We start from the raw sequence: 19,282 nt of genomic DNA, 5'->3' as shown, positions 1-19,282 counted from the left end.
AATTTTCATGAGTGCCGGCATCAAATATGTAACTGACGCATCTTTCGAGCAAGACGTTCTCAAGTCCGATAAACCTGTTCTCCTGGACTTCTGGGCTGAGTGGTGCGGTCCTTGCAAGATGATTGGCCCTATCCTGGAAGAGCTTTCTGGCGAATACGGCGATAAGATTCAAATTGCTAAGATGAATGTGGATGAGAACCAAGGTGTTCCTGCCCAGTTCAATATTCGTGGCATCCCGACATTGATCCTGTTTAAGAACGGCACTGTTGCTGCTCAAAAAGTAGGCGCTTTGGCCAAATCTCAGTTGACTGCATTTATTGATAGTCATCTGTAAATAGTCCTTGATCACAGGTTCACTGGGTGAGCCTGTGGTTTTTAGCTGTTTTTAGTGTAGTATCTAGTTCATCAGTATTTCAACGCACTTTAAGTGCCCCTCTTTTCTAGCAAACTCCCAAAAACTCTGTTTTTCCAATCCGTCTGATATCCATCTAGACAGCGATACCCCAAAACCTATCTACTTCCTTATCTACACCCGAGAACCACATGCAATTATCTGAACTCAAAGTACTCCACGTATCCGCCCTACTTGAAATGGCAGCCAGCCTGGAGATTGAAAATACCCAACGTATGCGCAAACAAGAGTTGATGTTTGCCATTCTCAAGAAACGTGCCAAGGAAGGTGAATCTGTTTTTGGTGACGGTACTTTAGAAGTGTTGCCAGATGGTTTTGGTTTCTTACGCTCTCCAGATGCCTCTTATATGGCTTCTCCGGACGATATCTATATCTCTCCTGCGCAAATTCGTCGCTTTAACCTGCATACTGGTGATAGCGTTGAAGGCGAAGTTCGCACTCCTAAAGATGGTGAGCGTTATTTTGCTTTAGTCAAAGTAGACAAGATCAACGGTTTGGCTCCTGAGGCCTTGAAGAACCGCATCATGTTCGAAAACCTCACCCCATTGCACCCAAATCGCGTCATTCAATTAGAGCGTGACATCAAGGCTGAAGAGAATTTAACAGGCCGCATTATCGACATGATCTCCCCGATTGGCTATGGTCAACGCGGTCTGATCGTATCTTCACCGAAATCCGGTAAGACAGTCATGATGCAGCACATTGCCCATGCGATTTCCACAAATAATCCTGATGCGATCTTAATCGTGTTGTTGGTGGATGAGCGCCCTGAGGAAGTTACTGAAATGCAACGCTCTGTGCGTGGTGAAGTGGTTGCCTCAACCTTTGATGAGCCAGCTGTTCGTCACGTTCAAGTTGCTGAGATGGTGATTGAAAAAGCCAAGCGCTTAGTAGAGATGAAAAAAGATGTCATCATCTTGCTTGACTCGATTACCCGTCTTGCTCGTGCTTACAACACCGTAATCCCTTCATCTGGAAAAGTACTCTCTGGTGGTGTCGATGCAAACGCATTGCAACGTCCAAAGCGCTTCTTCGGTGCCGCACGTAACGTCGAGGAAGGTGGCTCACTCACCATCATTGCAACTGCTTTGATTGAAACTGGTAGCCGTATGGATGACCTCATCTACGAAGAATTCAAAGGTACTGGCAATATGGAAGTTCACCTTGAGCGTCGTTTGGCCGAGCGTCGTGTATACCCATCGATTAACCTCAACAAGTCCGGCACCCGTCGTGAGGAGCTTTTGGTTAAAGCTGAAAACCTCCAAAAAATCTGGGTTTTACGTAAATTATTGGCCGATATGGACGATATTGAGGCAATGAACTTTATCGTTGATAAGCTCAAATCGACCAAAAATAACGGTGAATTCTTCGATTTAATGCGTAAGGGTGGCTAATTTAGGCTCTCAGAGTCAGTAAAAGTGCGCTTTGTTGTTGATTTCATGGCATAATTTCGCCTTTACAGCTTTAATAATTTGCATTTAACTTGGGTAAGTATTTAGGTCTTTAGATCAAAACGGCTGCCCGCTAATAGGACTCAATAATGAAACCTGGCATTCACCCCGAATATCGTGAAATCGTCTTTGTAGACGTTTCTAACAACTTCAGCTTCAAGACTCGCTCCACTATGTCTACTAAAGAGACAATTAAGTGGGAAGATGGCAATGAATATCCATTGGCCAAGATTGAGACTTCATCTGAGTCACACCCTTTCTATACTGGTACTCAGAAGATTATGGATACTGCCGGTCGTGTTGAGAAATTCCGTCAGAAATTCGGTACTAAAGCGGTTGCCAAAGCAACTGGTGATGGCGCCGCTAAAACAGCCGAGAAAAAAGCTGCTGCTGCAGAAGCTAAAGCTGCTGAAAAGCCAGCTAAGAAGAAGTAATAGGCATACTCAACAAAGGGGTTGGGCATACACCCTCCCCTGCGAGATAATCAAGGCAGCGTTTGCTGCCTTTTTTATTACTAGTTTTTTATGGTCAAACTCACCGCCGCCGCCACTACATCCATCCCACGCATCATTATTTTTGCGCTGACCATAGTCTATGGTTTGGCAGGGCTATTTGCGCGCGACCCATGGAAGAATGAGGATGCTATTGGTTTTGGTGGCATGTGGACCTTAAAGAACGGCACTTCGCTTGATTGGATTGTTCCGCATCTAGCAGGCCGCGATACTTCTCTTGGTGCACCCTTTCCCTATTGGCTAGGTGCCACTCTGATGGATTGGTTTGGCCCATGGATTGGCATGGCTAATGCTGCACGTCTCTATTCAGCAGTTTGCTTCTTTGCTGCTGCCCTTGCCATCTGGTATGCAACCTACCTATTAGGACGTCGCCCAGAAGTGCAACCCATGGTGCTAGCAGTTGGTGGGCAGCCAGGTCGTAAAAACTACGGCATGACTTTAGCAGATGGTGCACTATTGATTTTCTTAGCTTGCGTCGGTCTTGCACAACGCGCACATGAGACAACGCCAATGATGGCGCAACTCATGGGTATCAGTATCGTCTTATACGGCACAGTACGTGGCCTGGATAAACCTTGGCAAGGTGGTTTATGGACTGGTCTTGGTATTGCTATTGTTGTACTCTCTAGCAATCTCACACTAAGCCTCATCATCGTCAGCTCGACCATCATTGCAGTTATTGCTAGTAATGCCAAATTACGTTTTCGCTGGACTTTGACCAGCACCGTTTTAGGTCTGATTGGTTTTGCAATCTGGCCTACGCTTTGGCATCTAGGGAACCTCACTCCAGAGTGGCGTCATATTGCAGAGGAAGGTTGGCGCAATATGCCAGAAATGCGCACAAGTCCTTCCATTCAATCCCTAGCATTTTTAAGTATTAACTTCTGGGCCTATGCCTGGCCGGTTTGGCCATTGGCTATTATTTCGCTCGCACATTGGGCTCGAGTGAAAGAGGCAGGTCAATGGCGCGCCCCTCATCTTTGTATTCCGCTAAGTTTGTTTATTGGGTGCTTGATTTATACCTTGTTCAGACTGGAAGCCAATGAGCATGACCTCATCATTTTGATTCCAAGCCTATCCATTATTGCTGCATTTAGCTTACCGATTCTCAAGCGTGGCCTGATTAGCTTCATTGACTGGTTTGCCATGTTTAGCTTCACATTGATTGCCCTAGCCATTTGGATTATTTGGTTAGCAAAAATCACCGGCTTTCCGGAATCTACAGCTAGTAATTTGGCAAGACTGCTACCAGGATTTCAGGCGCAATTTGACTTAATTGGCCTGATTATTGCCCTCATCATTACTGGTGTGTGGATGGCGATTGTGCGCTGGAGAACTTCTCGTGCTCCCAAAGAAATCTGGCGCTGCCTCATCATTTCCGCTGCAGGCACCACTTTGATGTGGGTGCTGTTGATGACCTTGTGGCTACCAACAATTAATTACGCTAAAACCTATCGCTATGTTTCTGATCGTCTGCAAACCATTATTGCCAATACGCCAGGCTGTATTGACACCACCAATCTAGGTCAGGCCCAGCTCGCTTCATTTAGTTATTTCACTAAGCTTCCGCTAAGGGATGATCCTAGCTGTAATCTCATGTTGACCCATAGCTCTTCAGAGGCAAAGGCCTATGCCAACCTCAATAAAAAGAAAATTGAATTACTGTGGGAGGATCGCCGTGCTGCTGACCGTGATGAGCGTCTTCGCCTTTACGAAATTACCCCTGCCGACAAAGAATAAACCGTGGCGCACTTTAAATTATCGCGTCTGCGCGAGGATATCCCCTCCCTACTAAAACTCGCTGGCCCACTACTCATTGGTCAACTCGCTGTGATTGCTTTCGGAGTTTTAGACACCGCAATGACGGCACGCTACTCTGCCGATGACTTAGCTGCACTAGCAATGGCTTCCGCTATCTTTATTAGCGTCTATGTTGGGCTTACCGGCGTGATCTCTGCACTCGCCCCCATTGCTGGACAACTCTTTGGTGCAAAGCGTTTTAGTGAGATTGGCGAGGAAGTTCGTCAAGCCACTTGGCTAGCTCTTGGGCTTACTCTATTGGGCGGAACAATTTTGCTCAATGCGGATCATCTTCTACAAATCTCTCAAGTAACGCCGGATATTGAAGGCAAGGCGAGGTTGTATCTTCAAATTTTGGCAATTGGCCTGCCCGCTAGTATGGCAATGCGCGTTCTCATGGCGCTCCATAATGCAGTCTCTAGGCCGGCCGTCATTACCGTAGTTCAACTCATTGGCTTAGGCCTAAAAATCCCGCTCAACCTCCTCTTTATTTATGGCGGCTTCGGCATTGAAGGCATGGGCGGACCGGGCTGTGCAGTAGCTACTGTCATCATCAATTGGTTCTGGCTCATCATCACTCTTGCCTTTGTAGTCTTTGATGGCTTTTATAAACCATTCAACATCTTTGCAAGCTTTAGCTGGCCAGATTCGCATCGCATTTGGACTCTGCTAAAGCTGGGGACGCCAATTGGCTTGAGTTATTTAATTGAAGTAACCTCCTTCACCTTTATGTCACTCTTCATTGCGCGCCTTGGAACGACTGCTTTAGCTGGCCATCAAATTGTCGCCAATATGGGGACAGTGATTTATATGGTGCCCCTATCCCTATCGATTGCAACGATGACGCTAGTTTCCCAATCTATTGGCGCAAACAAGCAAGAGCGTGCTGAAGAAATTGGCTGGTCGTCGGTTTTCTTTACAACTACGCTATGTGTTTTGATTGGTGTTGCGGTATGGATCTTCAGATTCCAGCTATTAGAGCTCTACGATCCACCAGAAGAGGTAAAAGCATTTTCTATTCCACTTTTTTTGTTTATCGCTTTTTATCAAGTTTTTGACGCTCTGCAGGTGACTGCGGCATTTATATTGCGTGCTTATCGCATCGCCTTCTGGCCGATGCTAATTTATGCAGGTTCCCTATGGGGCCTTGGACTTGGCGGCGGCTACTTGATGGGCTTTAATGTCTTTGGCAACACACCGGAATTCTTACAGGGCGCCAATGGATTTTGGGCTGGCAATAGCATGAGCCTAGGATTAGCTGCCTTGCTATTACTCTATCTATTTAGAAGAACGGCGGCACGCTTTGAGAAAACGCGTCCGCCAGTAGAGGTTTAATTTCAGTAAATTGATTTATTGAATGGGTTTGAAGCCACTGCTCGGTGGCCCGTATCTAGGGCTACCTCCCTGCGATGGATAGCTTGGCACCTGGTTACCCTTGGAATACATACACTGCTGATAAGCGATGTTGTATTGAACTTGTGCCTGATTTTGCTTGCCAGAGGAATTCATAGCACCCATAGCGGCTCCACCAAGAAGTCCAACACCTGCGCCAGTTCCAATATTCTGACTACTGCCACCTTGAATGACTGCGCCAGCAGCTGCACCTAAAGCAGCACCAATAACAGCACTAGTAGCACCCTCTTTTAAGGCGGCATTACTCGTATCTTTTACTGCATTTGCAGCGAACTCCCGACATTGCTGATCTTCCTGCTGAAACACTTCAAAAGGCTTGCCTTCACGGGGCATGATTGCGATTGTGGGACCGGTTGGTGCAGAGACACAAGCAGCTAAAGAGCTGATGATGGCCAATGTCAGTATGGTTCGTTTCATATGAATTCCTTAAATCAAATAATTGCTCAATTGTGTATGCAGTTTTATCGACGCATGCTTGATGGTGGGACTGCTGGCTGCGTCTGCCAGCCAGATGAGCAACTTTGCACGTATGGGAAATACTGCCCACTCGCTTCACAGTAATACCAAACTGGGGGCTGAGCTTGAGAAGCTAACACCATAGGCTGCTGTGGTGCTACATAGACGACTGGGGGTGCATAGTATCCAGTGGCGTAAGGATAGCCATAGCCAGGGCCGTAATACCCCCCACGCCAGCCAGGACCCCATACACCACTCCCCCAGCCAGGGCCGTAAGCTGCTGGACGCCAACCGCCACCATAGCCACCACCAACAGATACCGCCCAGCCGACATTACCAGCTTGAGCACTCAGCGGAACAAGCGAGAATAAACCTGCAGAGACGAGAAGCATCAGGACTAATTTAGACTTGACTAATTTACATTGCATTTGGCTTGTTTTCATAGTGGACCCCATTATTTGGTCGCCTCCTATTCTCTTTAACGCTTCAATTAAATCCAAGCTGACAAGAATTAGGCTTTGAGTGGAATATTTATCATTCCAGCTTTTTTAACTCACTATTCCAATTTTGCGCCCGATTTGTAAATAACCCTACCCCATTTATTGGTCTCAGATTGAATCAACCTAGAAAGGTCTTGCGGACTTCCTGGAGCGGGCTCCAAACCGATAGCTAGTAACTTGTTTCTAACCTCAGACTGATTGAGAGTTTGACGAGTTAAGGTATTTAAGCGTTTTTGTAGAGTTAAAGGGAGATTTACCGGCGCCATGAGGGAGAACCAAGACGTAGCCTCAAATCCAGGTAAACCTTGCTCAGCCATGGTCGCAATCTCTGGAGCTACCGGTGAGCGTTTTAGTGTGGTTACTGCCAAAGCCTGTACCTCACCCGCCTTAATCAGGGGTAATGATGAAGAGAGATTATCAAAGAGCATGGAAATACGCCCGCTAATAAGATCAGGCAGTGATTGAGCCCTTCCTTTGTAGGGAATATGACGAATCTGCACCCCAGTCATTTCTTTAAAGAGTTCTCCAGACATGTGCAGAGAAGTACCAACACCAGAGGATCCAAAAGTAAGCTCATTTGGTTTTGCTTTGGCTAACTCAATGAGTTCATGCAGATTATTCACGCCCAGCTTCTTATTAACCACCAGCACATTGGGAGTGCTAGCTAAAAAACTAATCGGCGTGAAATCATTAATTGGGTGAAAAGACATCTTTTCATAAAGAGCGCCGTTGATTGCATGAATACCCACCGTGCCAATCAGCAGTGTGTATCCATCTGGCTCGCTCTTTGCAACAACTTCAGCGCCAATATTGCCGCCGTAGCCCGGACGGTTTTCAACAAGCACTGGCACACCTAAGCTTTGCTGCCAACTCTCTGCGAGAACGCGCGCCAAAATATCTGGCGCACCGCCTGGGGTAAAGGTCACCACAATCCGAATGGCTTGTTTGGGCCAAGTAGTATTAGTTTTAACTGTTTGAGATTGGGCGGTATTAGCAAAGCTCAGGCAAGCAAATAGCGTTGCCAGACCCTTCACCAGCCTAGAAGCGATCATCATAAAGGACTTACGCTCAACTAAAAACCAAAGCGAGTGCGCAACCAAATCCATCCATCGTATTTAACAGGATCATCAGCGCAAGGACCAGCACCACACTCAAGCAGCGTCGATGCAAGATTAGCAAAAACTAGAAAGATAAATGCAACTACTAATACATTCGCAAATATGGAGCGTGAACGTATATCCCGGTTAGGCAACATCAATAAAATAGCAAGGCCCGCCAATAATCCAATATAGCCTACATACGCCCAAGTATAGAAATGCAACTCTAAAAAAGTTTTTCCAAAGCCTTGGTCACCGGGCAAAATATGTAAGAGCACCTGTCGCAAAGAAACCATCATTCCCACTAAACCACCGATGATGCCCCAGCCATAATGCGCAGAATGCGCACCACAGCGAATATTGAGAACGAGTGCGAAACCGATGATGATAAAACCCATGCGCTGCATTAAGCAGAGAGGGCAAGGTAACTCACCAAAATAGAATTGATCAACAAAAGCATAGGACAGCATGCCGATGATGGCAGCCAATACTAGCTGATTACCCAGACCAGCTAATGAAGAAAAAGAAAGTTTACTCACACTCTTTACAGACTGATATTCAGGTGAGTTGTGGCATGGATTCTGAACCAGAACATCAAGATGCCAACCGTAGTCGCAAGCATGACTAAGCCTGCCAAACGCTTCTCAAACCAAACGAGGACAAGGCCGATAAAAGCTGTCAGGAAAGGTAGAAACATGTACATAGATGAATTCTATCGCAGGTAGGATATCAGCCTAGAAACAAGCTTCCCAAAGGGTCATTTATTTAGAATGGAGGCTAGTGCGTAATTTAAGCAGCAGAATGCTCAGCGCCAGCGCAAAGGTCAATGCATTGGCAAGAATCAAAGGCCACTTCTCGATGATGAGGCCATAGATAAGCCATAAACCAACACCTGCAGTAAATAAGCTATACATTCCCACCGATATTCCAGAAAGGTCACGGGTACGCCAAGAATGAATGGCTTGAGGTAAAAAAGCAATCGTTGTCAAAAATGCAGCGCAGTAACCAATAATTTCAATCTGATGTGGCTGCATATTCATACATTTATGGTTTCTTATTCAGACTAGCTTTGCGCGCTTCAATTTCTTTGTTAATTGCAGCCAGGGTTTTTGCATCTGGAGTCTTCCAGTTGCCACCTGCCTTATTCACCATATATGCTACTGCATCCGAAAAACCTTCTACTGTGAGGTTTGGGTTACCGCCCTTAGCGGGCATACCTCTTACACCAACATAACCATGCGCTGTAAGAGTCACCTGGCCTTCAGCAATTAACGGAGCCCATTTAGCCTTATCGCCAAGCTTAGGGGCATTTAAAACACCAGAAGCATGGCAGGCAGCACAGACTTGTTTGTAGGTATTCTCGCCAGGTTCAGCAAAAGCAGAAAAGGCGAGAAAACTCAGAGCGATAGTTAAAGCGTGAAGAGATAATTTCATGTCGATACCAATGGAGATTGTTGTCAATACTAACAATGTATCTCAATTTTTAAACCAAGGTATTGACACTGTATTAATTCAAGCGACACCAAGATCAGACAGGGATGCTGTGAGATCAATGAATAAGCTATAACCAGCCAGCAATCTGTCTTTTCAAACCAATGGATTTGTAGCCTGGAGTGGCTCCAGAGAGGGTACGTATTTTTCGAATGAGCTTTGCAAGCTCGCCATTAGTACTTAAATCTTCATTCATTGCCAGAAAAAAGATTTCGTCTTTCAGCTGTATAAAATCCAAGCCATTCTCAAGGGCAACGCTTTTAACCCCCATACCTACATCTGCTTTTTTAGCCAATATTGCAGTAGCAATCGCAGAGTGCGTAAACTCCTCATTCTGATAGCCCCGGATACTATTTACATCAATACCCTCTTTGGCTAATATAGTATCAAGCAGTAAGCGCGTGCCAGACCCTTTCTGGCGATTGATAAAGCGAACCTTAGGTCTTAGTAAATCTTTTGAAGAAATGATATTCAGTGGATTGCCCTTAGCCACCAATAAACCTTGTACGCGCTTCATCACCGGAAATATTTGCATACCCTCTTTGTAAAGTCGCTTAGCAATAATTTGTGAGCTTTGCGGATCAGAAACATGGAAGCCCGCAATATCAACCTCGTAATTGAGCAGGCGCTCTAAAGCCTCACCCGAGCCAGCAGTAATGAGCTCAAAGCCACCAATATCAAAAACTGCCTTTTGAATAATGGGATCACTACTACTAGCAAAGCGCCATTGTTTTTTGGCCTTCACTCTAAATTGAGCAAATCCTTCTTCAAGATGAGATAGGCTGGATTGACCCAATCTCATAGTCTTTTGATCAAAGTCCTCGGTAAATTGAATTAAGTACCTAGCGTATTCCGATAATTGAGATCCATGACCTCGGACTCGATCCATTAACTTAAAGCCAAGAGCCTGCTCTACCTCGTTTAATTTTTGCCATACATTTCGATAGGACAGACCCATTTTCTTGCAGGCAGACATCAGCGTTTTACCGTGATCGATGTCTTTCAGTAAAGCAGTCAACCACACCAAATCGACTATGGCCGGATCTTTAGCATTCTTACTTCCAAAAACAAGGGTTGGACGGATCTGAATTCTCATATGTAATTTTTTGCATATTGATATTTTGTAATATGACGAATCTTAACCGAACCTAGCAATGGAAGCGAACTACGATGAAATTCTCTATTAACCGATTACTGGCATCTGCCATTACTGCATTAACACTTTTAAGTAATACAACTTACGCACAAGAGAAAAGCATTGTGCTTTCCTCAACTACCTCTACTGAGCAATCTGGCCTATTTGGCTTCATTTTGCCAATCTTCAAAATGAAAACGGGTATCGATGTCAAAGTTGTAGCGGTTGGGACTGGTCAAGCTTTAGATATTGGACGCCGTGGTGATGCAGATGTGGTGTTCGTACATGACAAACCTGCCGAAGAAAAGTTTGTTGCTGATGGCTTTGCTACAAAACGCATTGAAGTGATGTACAACGACTTTGTACTGATTGGACCGAAATCCGATCCAGCAAAAATTGCAGGTGGAAAGGATATTAAGACTGCATTCCAAAAAATTGCAAGTGCGCAATCACCATTTGTATCGCGTGGCGACAAGAGCGGCACACATGCTGCAGAGCTGCGCTACTGGAAAGACTCCGGCGTAGCGGTTTCCCCTACTCTCGCCTGGTATAAAGAAACAGGCTCAGGCATGGGTCCAGCCCTCAATACTGCCTCAGGAATGAATGGCTACATCTTGGCTGATCGCGCTACCTGGCTTTCATTTAAGAACCGTGGTGATTTGACAATCTTGGTTCAAGGCGATCCAAAGCTGTTTAATCAATATGGCGTGATGTTAGTTAACCCAGCTAAGTTCCCACATGTAAAAAAAGCTGAGGGCCAAGCATTCATTGATTGGATTACTTCCAAGAATGGTCAAGACGTCATTGCTAGCTATCAGATTGGCGGCGAGCAGCTATTTTTCCCAAATGCTAAAAAATAATCTCTAAAGAAAAATCATGGAACTGAAAGTCAAACTCAGTGCACGTAATACGCTCAGCGGTAAAGTGGTTGAACTCAAAATGGGTCAGACTACTTCTCACGTGAAGTTAGATATTGGCGCTGGCCACATCGTTACCGCCTCCATTACTAATGAGGCTGTCGATGAACTCAATCTCAAAGTTGGTGATCAAGCTTGGGCAGTTATTAAGGCTTCAGATGTCATGATTGCTAAGGACGCTTAATCATTTAGTAGATATGCAAAAGGCCCGCATTGCGGGCCTTTTTCTTTACCACTCAGCATGTACTGATGCTGAATTGGTATTGAGGATTTATTTCTTTGGTGTTACAAAACCAATGGCTGTGTCGTCAACGAACTCAACCATGACATCATCACCAGCTTTGAATTTCTCAAGACCCAAAACACTTTGGTCCACTTTTACTTTTTGCTTCTCGCCTGATGGCAATGTAAATGTCACGATACGGGTTTTTACATCAATAGTGCTGATCTTCACCGTTGCATACATAGTGTCCGTAGTCTCTTCAAATGGCTTCGCAGAACCTTTGCCAGACATCACGACAGAGCGAACACCTGAAATGCCCGGTTTTGCACCTTTAGGAGCCGCAACTAGACCCACTGCAATCGCTTGCGCATGCTCAACTACAAAAAGATCACCCTTCTTAACCTTATCCAAATCATTGACTTGCTTACCTACATTCATTTGCGCCAAATTACCGTTCACATCCTTAAGTACCACGATGCGATTTTTTACATCCACCGATTCAACTGAAGCAGTTAATACAACGACTTCAGCTGCCAAAGGCAACATCTTTGCTGGTGCCTGAGCAAATACTGAGCCCGCAACGACTAAACCGAGTGTGGCCACTAATGTAGCAAGTAAAGATTTCTTCAAGATAACTCCTAGATAAAGGTTGATGAGGGACGCCAATACTCTGACCCCACCAATTCATTTTAACCATGAAGTGATTTACTTATGAGCCCTAGAGCTAGTATTTAAACCCTAATTTGAACTCCAAATGGGCATAATTTGCTACATTGACTGAATTTACAGCCCTCCCCACCTTCTAATTTAATTGGCGCATAGATATCGTGATCTTGATTAAAAACTGGCAGGAAGCCAAACAAGAGGCTTACTTAGTTCGAAAGCAGGTATTTATAGAGGAGCAAGGGGTTCCAGCAGATATGGAGCTAGATGAGTTTGACTCGACTGCCAAACACGCCCTTGCTTATGTGGATTCAGAATGTGTCGGTACGGCTCGCCTGATTGCTTTACCTAGGAATATTGGCAGAATTGGGCGCATGGCAGTATTGCAGACTTATCGAAGGCGAGGTATTGGCGGTCAACTACTCAATGCCTTGCTTGAATCATGCAAATCTCAGGGTATAGCGAAACTAGAGTTACATGCCCAGTTAGTAGCTATGCCGTTTTATGAGAACTTTGGATTTATTGCCCAAGGAGAGATGTATTACGAAGCAGGCATTGCCCATCGCGATATGATTCTATCTATTTAAAGAAATCTTATTCATCATGAGTCAATCTACCCAACCAAGCGATTCCATTAGCCCACCCTTTCTATTTCGGGTCTGCTACTCAGATACTGATGCAGCAGGATTTGTCTATCACGCACGCTATTTAGAAATCTTTGAACGGAGTCGTTCCGAATGGTTGCAGCAAAGAGGCCTGAGCCCCACTAAATTGGTAAATGAATTTGGGATCCTTTTACCTGTTCGAGAAATCACAATGAACTTTCATAGGCCAGGACGCTTAGATGACCTGCTTAGTATTGATCAGATCATTGAACATCGTGGGCGCACCCAAATTGCAGTCAAGCAAACTGCTAAGCGCATCAGCGAAGGCGCCGAACCTGAACTCATTGCCAGTGCCTTATTGCATATTGTTTGTGTAGATACCACCACCCTCAAACCCAAAGGTCTACCTGATTGGCTATTCACCAAGAGCCAATAGACTAGAATACAGACTCTTTCTGCAAACACCATAAGTGTGGCAGCTCACCCCATTGACCGGGATAGTCGTTTAATTGAATACGGGTCAATATTTATTTGGCCCCTATGTTATTTACAGACCTCGGTTTATCTGAATCCATTCTTCGCGCGATTGGTGATGAGGGTTACACCAGCCCCACCCCGATTCAAGAAAAATCCATCCCTGCCGTATTAAAGGGGGGAGATTTACTTGCTGCAGCTCAAACAGGTACCGGCAAAACTGCTGGATTTACGCTGCCCATTCTTCAGCGTCTAATTACTACTGCCAAAGTTGGCGGGAAGCGGCAATTGCGCGTATTAATCTTGACCCCCACTCGCGAACTAGCTGCTCAAGTTCAAGAATCTGTTGTGACCTATGGTAAATACACCGACATTAAGTCGACAGTAATTTTTGGCGGTGTCGGCGTAAACCCCCAAATCAAAGCGATTGCCGCAGGACTCGATATTTTGGTAGCAACACCAGGTCGTTTATTGGACTTGATGTCACAGAACTGTGTATCTCTCGCCAATATTGAAATTCTGGTACTTGACGAAGCAGATCGCATGCTAGACATGGGCTTCTTACGTGATATTAAAAAAATCTTGGCTGCACTTCCAAAGCAACGTCAGAATTTATTATTCTCCGCTACCTTCTCTACTGAAATCAAAGCTTTAGCTGATAGCTTACTAAATTCACCGGCCTTGATTGAGGTAGCACGCAGCAATAGCACGAATGATGCTATTGCCCAACTGATCCACCCAGTAGATCGCAACCAAAAGCATCCCTTATTAGCCCATCTAATTAAATCAAATCAGTGGCAACAGGTTCTCGTATTTACACGCACAAAACATGGTGCTAATAAATTAGTCACTCAGCTTGAAAAAGATGAGATCAGTGCCATGGCTATCCATGGCAATAAAAGCCAAAGTGCTCGCACTAAAGCTCTAGCAGAATTTAAGGATGGAAAAATTACCGTCTTAGTTGCTACCGATATTGCGGCACGTGGCATTGATATCGACCAACTTCCCCACGTTGTGAACTATGATCTACCGAACGTATCAGAAGACTATGTACACCGCATTGGTAGAACTGGTAGAGCCGGATCAAATGGGGTTGCAGTATCTTTGGTCTGTGTTGATGAACATCAGATGCTCAAGGATATTGAAAAACTGATTAAACAAAAACTACCTCAAGAGATCATTGCTGGATTTGAGCCAGATCCCAATGCTATAGCACAACCGATCCAACTCAGAAGCCAACAGCACCAACAATCCAGAAAATCTCGTCCTGGTAATTCTGGTGGTGGTAATGGCGGAGTAAAGCCCCCGTCTAAACGGGGAAATTCTACTCAGCGAAGTTTTAATCGGTAATTTTTAACGCTATAAGTAGAATTTTTAGCAGATCATAAAAAATAGTAGCCTGACACTATTCGCCACGTACGAGATGGTAAAGATCTAATATCTCGCTAGCTTATCTATAAACTAGCGAGATGAATTACGGGGAGCAGTGATGACTATTAAAGTGATTGGCCTCATCCAATTAAATGATGTTGAGGCGTTTGAGCAATACCGCTCCAAAGTAGGAGAAACGGTAGCTTTATATCAAGGGAAAATTCTCTCCCGGGGATCATTCAATCAATTCTTCTGGAATGAATTAGGATGCGATTCCTTTAGCGCCTATGTTGAGCTAGAGTTTCCAGACGTAGAGCTTTCCAAATCGTGGGCTAATAGTCCAGAGTATCAAGATCTGGTTGCTATACGCAGTAAAGCAATGAAGCTCACTCTGTTTTCTATAGCGACCTAAAAAATAAAGCCCGACTCCTTTTGAGGGTCAGGCTTTAATAAGTAAGGAGTTGAAGTAAGTTACTTCTTAGCTTCCATCGCCTCCTTAGTGGCGGTAATTTCTTTACGACGCTCTTTGCATGCGCCAGCAATTTCTTGCAAAGCCTTACGTGCGCGAGCAGCGGATGCCTTGACACCCTTTGCAATAAACTTTTCGTTTTCTGCTTTGTAAGTTTCAAAAGCGGCTAACAATGTATCGTGTTGTGACATCTTGTCTCCTATATTTCTGATCAAAGGTGAGTACTGAGCTCGGAATTAGTATATCCCCATACAAAGCAGTGGTTTTCAGGGTGGGTATCAGGGATAACTCTTACAGCAGACGTAATAAAGCTTACTCATAAGCCCGCAGGATTCGACTATATTGCCCTTATAAACCGCTTTTTTTAGGGCTTTTTATGGGTTTAAGTCCACTTTTCTCCCGCGAGGCCAGTATTCTTAGGTTGATGAATATCCCCAAGCAAGTAGCCTTATCTTCTTTTTCTATTTTGGCGCTCCTAGCCATGTCAGGCTGCGACCGAGATACCTATACGACCTGGTCATGCATTGATAGCGCCGGGTCCAAATCCACCATGGTCCTCAAAAAGGCACAGATGCAGTTTCAGGATCATCAATACGATTACTGTGGAAGCCTTGGCCCTCAAAGTTATTTTGATATGAAGTGTCCTGCACAAATCCAAGAATCGAATTACAGCTTTACTCCCAGCTCAGGAAAAATGCTTAGTAGTACAAATGAATATCAGTGCAATGCCCTCTAAAGAACAAAACTCCCTTCATCCCAAGAAGCTGCTTCTCAGTAAATGGACAGCAGTAAAGCCAACACTGAAACGGAAGCACTTTTTAGTTAGCAAAATTATTCTTCCAGAATTACCAGAACAAGCAATTGAATTCGTTGAGCTAGAAGCTGTGTTTGATGGGAGTACACAAGTAATTGCATGGCGCAAGCTCAAGGATTCTGCAATCTGGCTTCAGGGCTGGGTGTAAAAAAGCCGTCGAGTAAACAAAACGACGGCTTTTTCTCTAAGAACTAAGTCAGATCATCTCTCTAGGAGTCTTATTTCTTCTTCGCATCAGAGGATTGTCTAAGGTGATCGTCAATATTTTTCTCGGCAGCATCTGCTACTTGATTGACAATTTTTCGACCCTCTTTAAACATTTTTTGACCAGCAGTCGACATGTCGTGAACCACTTTAGACAACTTGTCAGCATGACCCGGCAATTTACCCTCAACATCTTCAAGCCAGCTCACCAAGGAACTGCGAACTTTCTCTAAATGCTTTTCAGTTCCGTCGGCAGCCTCATCACCAATGTCCTTCAGAACAGACTTCACCTTTTTTTGATATACCGTCGCACGCTTTGCTGCTTCCTTCGCAGCTGACTCTTGAAGCTCTTTGAGCTTGGTGAGGTCATTTTTGGCGGCTGACTTAGCGCTATCCATCGCATTTTTCATGCCCCATTGAATTTCTTCGAGATGGTGGGCACTGAGATCTTTAGCGGCATCCAATAATTTATGTGAATACTCAAATAGCTCCTTTGCCTTCTCTTGCTGCCATTCTTGAATGTCTTTCTTATCCATTACATCTCTCCCTAAAGTTAAATAAGCGCGCTGATTCTTCAGGTACACCTACATTTCTACTCTATACCCAAATCCGAGACTTGCCAATTCTATGCATCATTAGTATTAAGATTGATGCATGAGCGAAAGAAAAAACCCATACGAGATGATTGGTGGCGCTTCAAAGCTTGAAGAGCTAGTCGACCGCTTCTATGACTTGATGGCCTTAGAGGAGCCTTTTGCAGACTTACGGGCAATGCATTCACAAGACCTTACGGGCTCTCGAGATAAGCTCAAGCTCTTTTTATCGGGGTGGCTAGGAGGTCCAGATGTGTTCTCTCCAAAACATGGGCACCCCATGTTACGAGCGCGGCACCTACCCTTTCAGATTGGCCTGAAAGAGCGTAATCAGTGGCTAGCCTGCATGTACCGAGCAATGGAAGATTGCGACATCGATGGGCAGATTGGCGCCCAGTTGGAGGAGTCTTTCTTCAATACAGCAGACTGGATGAGAAACCAATCAAACTAATCGAGCTTGGCTCCAGCCTGCTTTACGGCCTTAGCCCAGCGAGGCATCTCAGCTGCTAGGAACTTAGTAAATTGATCTGCACTGAGATAGGCCGGATCAGCGCCTTGCTCTAGCATTCTCTTTTGAATATCAGGAGACTCCAAGGTCTCTTTGAAGGCCTGGCTAAGCTTATTCACCACATCGGGCGGAGTTCCCTTTGGAGCTAAAACCCCATAAAAACCAACGACCTCTAAGTTGGCAATACCCGTTTCAATCACCGTTGGTGTATTTGGCAATGCTGGGTTCCTCTTAGCGCTCGTAACAGCCAGCGCCTTTACCTTACCTAACTTTGCATAATTGGCTGCCTGGGGAACAGACTCAGCCATAAATTGAACATGGCCGGCGATAAGATCAGTAAATGCTGGCGCACTACCCTTAAATGGAATGTGCACCATAAAAATTCCAGTTTCACTTTTTAACATTTCAGGGACTAGGTGAGAGATGCCACCATTACCTGCAGAACCATAGTTCAACTTACCGGGATTGGCTTTTGCATAGGCTATAAATTCTTTGAGCGTTTGAACTGGCACATCATTATTAACTATCAAGGCTAAGGGTTGCTGTGCCGTTCTAGCAATCGGCTGAAATTCTTTTAAGGTATCAAAAGCGCTTTTGGTATACACAGCAGGATTAATCACCATTGTGCCCGTATTAGCTAGCAACAAAGTATATCCATCTGCTGGTGACTGAGCTACAAACTGAGCACCGACAGTGCCACCCGCACCGGCCTTATAGTCCACAATGACTGTTTGACCTAAGGAGGACTGAAGCTTCTCAACAAGTAATCGCATATGTGCATCTAGTGGACCACCCGCCGGAAATCCAATAATTACTTTAATGGGCTTGTCTGGGTAAGCGGCTTGAGCACCCACAATAAATGAAAGGCTGAGGACAATAACAGATAGCAAAAAGGTGATTTTTGAGCGTCTTAGCATGATGAATGAATTAGTTAGTTAATCTCAATACACTATAAATTAAATTGCTTGGGCGCAGGCAAAACCACTAGACCAAGCCCACTGGAAATTATGACCGCCAAGATGGCCAGTGACATCGACACACTCCCCAATGAAATATAAACCAGGATGATTGCGAGACATCATAGTTTGACCATTGAGATCTTTAGTATCTACACCGCCTAGCATTACCTCAGCCTTTTTCCAGCCCAGCGTACCAGCCGGCTTTACTGACCAATTAGTAATGAGTTCTTTGAGGGCTTGCCGGTCTTTTTTAGAAACCTCAGCCCACTTTTTACCCAATAAATTTTTCTGCTGAGCGAATGCTTTTGCTAAACGTAATGGCATGACTGAGGCTAAGATATTCTCAGTCAGTTTGAGGTGGTTACCTTCCATATTAAATAATTCATCACAACTAAATTGTCCATTAGCCTCAACTGCACCAAGCCAATCAATATGAATAAGTTCCCCCTCAGTCCAATAGCTACTAGCCTGTAAGACTGCTGGTCCCGAGAGGCCTTTATGCGTTAAGAGAAGATCTTCATTAAAACGACAAGCACCATAGCGATTACCTTTGGATCCAGCGCCAATGCGAACCGGCAAACTGAGGCCAGACAACTCAATCAGATTATCAAACTCACCTGACGTAAATGACAGGGGCACCAAAGCAGGACGAGGATCAACTACCTTTAACCCGAATTGCTTGGCAATATCTAAGGAATAGGCAGTTGCACCAATTGCAGGAACCGGCAAGCCTCCTGTTGCCATCACCAAAGAAGTGGATCTTTCTATACCCGAGCTAGTTTTAACGATCCATGTTCCAGCCTCATTGGAGATCAAATCTACTGTAATTGGATGTCGAATAACAACATGTCCTTTAGCGCACTCCCCTAACAACATCTCGATAATTTGTTTGGCAGAGTCATCACAAAACAGCTGACCTTGATGTTTTTCGTGATATGCAATTCGATAAGATTGCACCAGCTTGATGAATTCTTTTGCTGGATAGCGCGCCAAGGCACTTTTTACAAAACTTGGATTTAGAGAGAGGAAGTTCGCTGGGCTGCTATGCAGATTGGTGAAGTTACACCGACCGCCGCCACTAATACGAATTTTTTCACACAAGACATCAGCGTGATCTAGTAATAGGACTTTTTTTCCTAACTGACCGGCAACGCCAGCACAAAAGAGCCCAGCTGCGCCTCCACCAATCACGATGGCATCCCAAATTTTACTCAT

Annotated in this window: 28 protein-coding genes; 15 read left to right on the top strand and 13 right to left on the bottom strand. The window is 44.9% G+C overall.

Going from position 1 to position 19,282, the window contains the following annotated elements; all coding sequences use genetic code 11:
- Positions 1-7 precede the first annotated feature (7 nt).
- The 5 genes from trxA (at position 8) to ICN43_RS06245 (ending at position 5,510) form a co-directional block, all read left to right on the top strand.
- A complete protein-coding gene (gene trxA / locus ICN43_RS06265; RefSeq protein WP_114691518.1) occupies positions 8-334 on the top strand; it encodes a thioredoxin TrxA in 327 nt (108 codons plus the stop codon).
- Between the two features lie 209 nt (positions 335-543).
- The gene (gene rho / locus ICN43_RS06260; protein ID WP_216197880.1) at positions 544-1,806 is read left to right on the top strand and encodes a transcription termination factor Rho; all 1,263 of its coding nucleotides are present in this window, start codon (positions 544-546) and stop codon (positions 1,804-1,806) included.
- A gap of 146 nt (positions 1,807-1,952) precedes the next feature.
- Entirely contained in the window at positions 1,953-2,297 is a 345-nt protein-coding gene (locus tag ICN43_RS06255; protein ID WP_015421284.1) for a type B 50S ribosomal protein L31, read from the top strand.
- A gap of 90 nt (positions 2,298-2,387) precedes the next feature.
- Positions 2,388-4,115 carry a glycosyltransferase family 39 protein gene (locus ICN43_RS06250; protein ID WP_216197879.1) on the top strand — a complete coding sequence of 576 codons (1,728 nt, stop codon included), beginning with the start codon at positions 2,388-2,390 and terminating at the stop codon, positions 4,113-4,115.
- 3 nt (positions 4,116-4,118) lie between these two features.
- The gene (locus tag ICN43_RS06245) at positions 4,119-5,510 is read left to right on the top strand and encodes an MATE family efflux transporter (RefSeq protein ID WP_216197877.1); all 1,392 of its coding nucleotides are present in this window, start codon (positions 4,119-4,121) and stop codon (positions 5,508-5,510) included.
- A 15-nt stretch (positions 5,511-5,525) separates the two neighbouring features.
- Here the strand turns inward: ICN43_RS06245 and ICN43_RS06240 are convergent, their stop codons facing one another.
- The 7 genes from ICN43_RS06240 to ICN43_RS06210 all read right to left on the bottom strand — a co-directional run bounded on the left by ICN43_RS06240 (position 5,526) and on the right by ICN43_RS06210 (position 9,075).
- A complete protein-coding gene (locus ICN43_RS06240; protein ID WP_216197875.1) occupies positions 5,526-6,005 on the bottom strand; it encodes a glycine zipper family protein in 480 nt (159 codons plus the stop codon).
- 44 nt (positions 6,006-6,049) lie between these two features.
- Positions 6,050-6,487 carry a hypothetical protein gene (locus ICN43_RS06235; RefSeq protein WP_216197873.1) on the bottom strand — a complete coding sequence of 146 codons (438 nt, stop codon included), beginning with the start codon at positions 6,485-6,487 and terminating at the stop codon, positions 6,050-6,052.
- 113 nt (positions 6,488-6,600) lie between these two features.
- Positions 6,601-7,599, bottom strand: a complete 999-nt coding sequence (locus ICN43_RS06230; RefSeq protein WP_255533442.1) for a tripartite tricarboxylate transporter substrate binding protein — start codon at positions 7,597-7,599, stop codon at positions 6,601-6,603.
- 17 nt (positions 7,600-7,616) lie between these two features.
- Positions 7,617-8,180, bottom strand: a complete 564-nt coding sequence (locus ICN43_RS06225; protein ID WP_216197871.1) for a disulfide bond formation protein B — start codon at positions 8,178-8,180, stop codon at positions 7,617-7,619.
- A gap of 5 nt (positions 8,181-8,185) precedes the next feature.
- Positions 8,186-8,344, bottom strand: coding sequence for a DUF5993 family protein (locus tag ICN43_RS06220; RefSeq protein ID WP_216197870.1), 159 nt, complete (start codon positions 8,342-8,344; stop codon positions 8,186-8,188).
- A gap of 58 nt (positions 8,345-8,402) precedes the next feature.
- Positions 8,403-8,681, bottom strand: a complete 279-nt coding sequence (locus ICN43_RS06215; RefSeq protein WP_255533441.1) for a SemiSWEET transporter — start codon at positions 8,679-8,681, stop codon at positions 8,403-8,405.
- A gap of 4 nt (positions 8,682-8,685) precedes the next feature.
- Entirely contained in the window at positions 8,686-9,075 is a 390-nt protein-coding gene (locus tag ICN43_RS06210; RefSeq protein WP_216197868.1) for a cytochrome c5 family protein, read from the bottom strand.
- Between ICN43_RS06210 and ICN43_RS11170 the strand changes: the two genes are divergently transcribed.
- A complete protein-coding gene (locus tag ICN43_RS11170) occupies positions 9,074-9,208 on the top strand; it encodes a hypothetical protein (RefSeq protein ID WP_255533440.1) in 135 nt (44 codons plus the stop codon). The genes ICN43_RS06210 and ICN43_RS11170 overlap by 2 nt on opposite strands.
- Here ICN43_RS11170 and ICN43_RS06205 read toward each other — a convergent pair.
- A complete protein-coding gene (locus ICN43_RS06205; RefSeq protein ID WP_216197867.1) occupies positions 9,203-10,228 on the bottom strand; it encodes a substrate-binding domain-containing protein in 1,026 nt (341 codons plus the stop codon). The two genes, ICN43_RS11170 and ICN43_RS06205, sit on opposite strands and share 6 nt — an antisense overlap.
- Positions 10,229-10,302: 74 nt before the next feature.
- On the opposite strand from ICN43_RS06205, the gene ICN43_RS06200 reads away from it, so the two are divergent.
- Both ICN43_RS06200 and ICN43_RS06195 read left to right on the top strand, forming a co-directional pair.
- On the top strand, positions 10,303-11,127 hold the full coding sequence (locus ICN43_RS06200; RefSeq protein ID WP_216197865.1) for a substrate-binding domain-containing protein: 825 nt from the start codon (positions 10,303-10,305) through the stop codon (positions 11,125-11,127).
- A 16-nt stretch (positions 11,128-11,143) separates the two neighbouring features.
- Positions 11,144-11,368, top strand: a complete 225-nt coding sequence (locus ICN43_RS06195) for a molybdopterin-binding protein (RefSeq protein WP_046330336.1) — start codon at positions 11,144-11,146, stop codon at positions 11,366-11,368.
- An 87-nt stretch (positions 11,369-11,455) separates the two neighbouring features.
- Here ICN43_RS06195 and ICN43_RS06190 read toward each other — a convergent pair whose 3' ends face one another.
- The gene (locus tag ICN43_RS06190; RefSeq protein WP_255533439.1) at positions 11,456-12,037 is read right to left on the bottom strand and encodes a hypothetical protein; all 582 of its coding nucleotides are present in this window, start codon (positions 12,035-12,037) and stop codon (positions 11,456-11,458) included.
- Positions 12,038-12,234: 197 nt separating this feature from the next.
- Between ICN43_RS06190 and ICN43_RS06185 the strand changes: the two genes are divergently transcribed.
- The 4 genes from ICN43_RS06185 to ICN43_RS06170 all read left to right on the top strand — a co-directional run bounded on the left by ICN43_RS06185 (position 12,235) and on the right by ICN43_RS06170 (position 14,932).
- Complete coding sequence (locus ICN43_RS06185) at positions 12,235-12,657, top strand: GNAT family N-acetyltransferase (RefSeq protein ID WP_370623161.1); 423 nt, start codon at positions 12,235-12,237, stop codon at positions 12,655-12,657.
- A gap of 16 nt (positions 12,658-12,673) precedes the next feature.
- Entirely contained in the window at positions 12,674-13,111 is a 438-nt protein-coding gene (locus ICN43_RS06180; protein WP_216197863.1) for a YbgC/FadM family acyl-CoA thioesterase, read from the top strand.
- Between the two features lie 104 nt (positions 13,112-13,215).
- Positions 13,216-14,499, top strand: a complete 1,284-nt coding sequence (locus ICN43_RS06175; protein WP_216197861.1) for a DEAD/DEAH box helicase — start codon at positions 13,216-13,218, stop codon at positions 14,497-14,499.
- Positions 14,500-14,638: 139 nt separating this feature from the next.
- Positions 14,639-14,932, top strand: a complete 294-nt coding sequence (locus ICN43_RS06170) for a DUF1330 domain-containing protein (protein ID WP_216197859.1) — start codon at positions 14,639-14,641, stop codon at positions 14,930-14,932.
- 59 nt (positions 14,933-14,991) lie between these two features.
- Here ICN43_RS06170 and ICN43_RS06165 read toward each other — a convergent pair whose 3' ends face one another.
- Positions 14,992-15,180, bottom strand: coding sequence for a hypothetical protein (locus ICN43_RS06165; protein ID WP_216197857.1), 189 nt, complete (start codon positions 15,178-15,180; stop codon positions 14,992-14,994).
- Between the two features lie 233 nt (positions 15,181-15,413).
- On the opposite strand from ICN43_RS06165, the gene ICN43_RS06160 reads away from it, so the two are divergent.
- Entirely contained in the window at positions 15,414-15,725 is a 312-nt protein-coding gene (locus tag ICN43_RS06160) for a hypothetical protein (protein WP_216197855.1), read from the top strand.
- A complete protein-coding gene (locus ICN43_RS06155) occupies positions 15,700-15,951 on the top strand; it encodes a TIGR02450 family Trp-rich protein (protein ID WP_255533438.1) in 252 nt (83 codons plus the stop codon). The genes ICN43_RS06160 and ICN43_RS06155 overlap by 26 nt, the downstream gene beginning before the upstream one ends.
- Before the next feature lie 70 nt (positions 15,952-16,021).
- Here the strand turns inward: ICN43_RS06155 and ICN43_RS06150 are convergent, their stop codons facing one another.
- Positions 16,022-16,543, bottom strand: a complete 522-nt coding sequence (locus tag ICN43_RS06150) for a phasin family protein (protein WP_216197852.1) — start codon at positions 16,541-16,543, stop codon at positions 16,022-16,024.
- Positions 16,544-16,661: 118 nt separating this feature from the next.
- On the opposite strand from ICN43_RS06150, the gene ICN43_RS06145 reads away from it, so the two are divergent.
- The gene (locus ICN43_RS06145) at positions 16,662-17,051 is read left to right on the top strand and encodes a group II truncated hemoglobin (RefSeq protein WP_216197850.1); all 390 of its coding nucleotides are present in this window, start codon (positions 16,662-16,664) and stop codon (positions 17,049-17,051) included.
- On the opposite strand, the gene ICN43_RS06140 is transcribed toward ICN43_RS06145, so the two are convergent.
- Complete coding sequence (locus ICN43_RS06140; protein WP_216197848.1) at positions 17,048-18,025, bottom strand: tripartite tricarboxylate transporter substrate binding protein; 978 nt, start codon at positions 18,023-18,025, stop codon at positions 17,048-17,050. The two genes, ICN43_RS06145 and ICN43_RS06140, sit on opposite strands and share 4 nt — an antisense overlap.
- Positions 18,026-18,064: 39 nt before the next feature.
- Positions 18,065-19,282, bottom strand: a complete 1,218-nt coding sequence (locus tag ICN43_RS06135) for an aminoacetone oxidase family FAD-binding enzyme (protein WP_216197846.1) — start codon at positions 19,280-19,282, stop codon at positions 18,065-18,067.

The sequence above is a fragment of the Polynucleobacter sp. UK-Mo-2m-Kol15 genome (assembly GCF_018881505.1).
Taxonomy (GTDB): domain Bacteria; phylum Pseudomonadota; class Gammaproteobacteria; order Burkholderiales; family Burkholderiaceae; genus Polynucleobacter.
The sequence above is the reverse complement of the archived record's forward strand: the minus strand, read 5'-3'. Positions and strand labels throughout refer to the sequence as shown.

What these genes read in the sequence shown, in the direction of transcription:
- trxA (WP_114691518.1), top strand. Translation starts at nt 8, where the DNA reads ATGAGTGCCGGCATCAAATATGTAACTGACGCATCTTTCGAGCAAGAC.
- rho (WP_216197880.1), top strand. Translation starts at nt 544, where the DNA reads ATGCAATTATCTGAACTCAAAGTACTCCACGTATCCGCCCTACTTGAA.
- ICN43_RS06255 (WP_015421284.1), top strand. Translation starts at nt 1,953, where the DNA reads ATGAAACCTGGCATTCACCCCGAATATCGTGAAATCGTCTTTGTAGAC.
- ICN43_RS06250 (WP_216197879.1), top strand. Translation starts at nt 2,388, where the DNA reads ATGGTCAAACTCACCGCCGCCGCCACTACATCCATCCCACGCATCATT.
- ICN43_RS06240 (WP_216197875.1), bottom strand. Translation starts at nt 6,005, where the DNA reads ATGAAACGAACCATACTGACATTGGCCATCATCAGCTCTTTAGCTGCT.
- ICN43_RS06235 (WP_216197873.1), bottom strand. Translation starts at nt 6,487, where the DNA reads ATGAAAACAAGCCAAATGCAATGTAAATTAGTCAAGTCTAAATTAGTC.
- ICN43_RS06230 (WP_255533442.1), bottom strand. Translation starts at nt 7,599, where the DNA reads ATGATGATCGCTTCTAGGCTGGTGAAGGGTCTGGCAACGCTATTTGCT.
- ICN43_RS06220 (WP_216197870.1), bottom strand. Translation starts at nt 8,344, where the DNA reads ATGTACATGTTTCTACCTTTCCTGACAGCTTTTATCGGCCTTGTCCTC.
- ICN43_RS06215 (WP_255533441.1), bottom strand. Translation starts at nt 8,681, where the DNA reads ATGAATATGCAGCCACATCAGATTGAAATTATTGGTTACTGCGCTGCA.
- ICN43_RS11170 (WP_255533440.1), top strand. Translation starts at nt 9,074, where the DNA reads ATGTCGATACCAATGGAGATTGTTGTCAATACTAACAATGTATCTCAA.
- ICN43_RS06210 (WP_216197868.1), bottom strand. Translation starts at nt 9,075, where the DNA reads ATGAAATTATCTCTTCACGCTTTAACTATCGCTCTGAGTTTTCTCGCC.
- ICN43_RS06205 (WP_216197867.1), bottom strand. Translation starts at nt 10,228, where the DNA reads ATGAGAATTCAGATCCGTCCAACCCTTGTTTTTGGAAGTAAGAATGCT.
- ICN43_RS06200 (WP_216197865.1), top strand. Translation starts at nt 10,303, where the DNA reads ATGAAATTCTCTATTAACCGATTACTGGCATCTGCCATTACTGCATTA.
- ICN43_RS06195 (WP_046330336.1), top strand. Translation starts at nt 11,144, where the DNA reads ATGGAACTGAAAGTCAAACTCAGTGCACGTAATACGCTCAGCGGTAAA.
- ICN43_RS06180 (WP_216197863.1), top strand. Translation starts at nt 12,674, where the DNA reads ATGAGTCAATCTACCCAACCAAGCGATTCCATTAGCCCACCCTTTCTA.
- ICN43_RS06175 (WP_216197861.1), top strand. Translation starts at nt 13,216, where the DNA reads ATGTTATTTACAGACCTCGGTTTATCTGAATCCATTCTTCGCGCGATT.
- ICN43_RS06170 (WP_216197859.1), top strand. Translation starts at nt 14,639, where the DNA reads ATGACTATTAAAGTGATTGGCCTCATCCAATTAAATGATGTTGAGGCG.
- ICN43_RS06165 (WP_216197857.1), bottom strand. Translation starts at nt 15,180, where the DNA reads ATGTCACAACACGATACATTGTTAGCCGCTTTTGAAACTTACAAAGCA.
- ICN43_RS06160 (WP_216197855.1), top strand. Translation starts at nt 15,414, where the DNA reads ATGAATATCCCCAAGCAAGTAGCCTTATCTTCTTTTTCTATTTTGGCG.
- ICN43_RS06155 (WP_255533438.1), top strand. Translation starts at nt 15,700, where the DNA reads ATGAATATCAGTGCAATGCCCTCTAAAGAACAAAACTCCCTTCATCCC.
- ICN43_RS06150 (WP_216197852.1), bottom strand. Translation starts at nt 16,543, where the DNA reads ATGGATAAGAAAGACATTCAAGAATGGCAGCAAGAGAAGGCAAAGGAG.
- ICN43_RS06145 (WP_216197850.1), top strand. Translation starts at nt 16,662, where the DNA reads ATGAGCGAAAGAAAAAACCCATACGAGATGATTGGTGGCGCTTCAAAG.
- ICN43_RS06140 (WP_216197848.1), bottom strand. Translation starts at nt 18,025, where the DNA reads ATGCTAAGACGCTCAAAAATCACCTTTTTGCTATCTGTTATTGTCCTC.
- ICN43_RS06135 (WP_216197846.1), bottom strand. Translation starts at nt 19,282, where the DNA reads ATGAGTAAAATTTGGGATGCCATCGTGATTGGTGGAGGCGCAGCTGGG.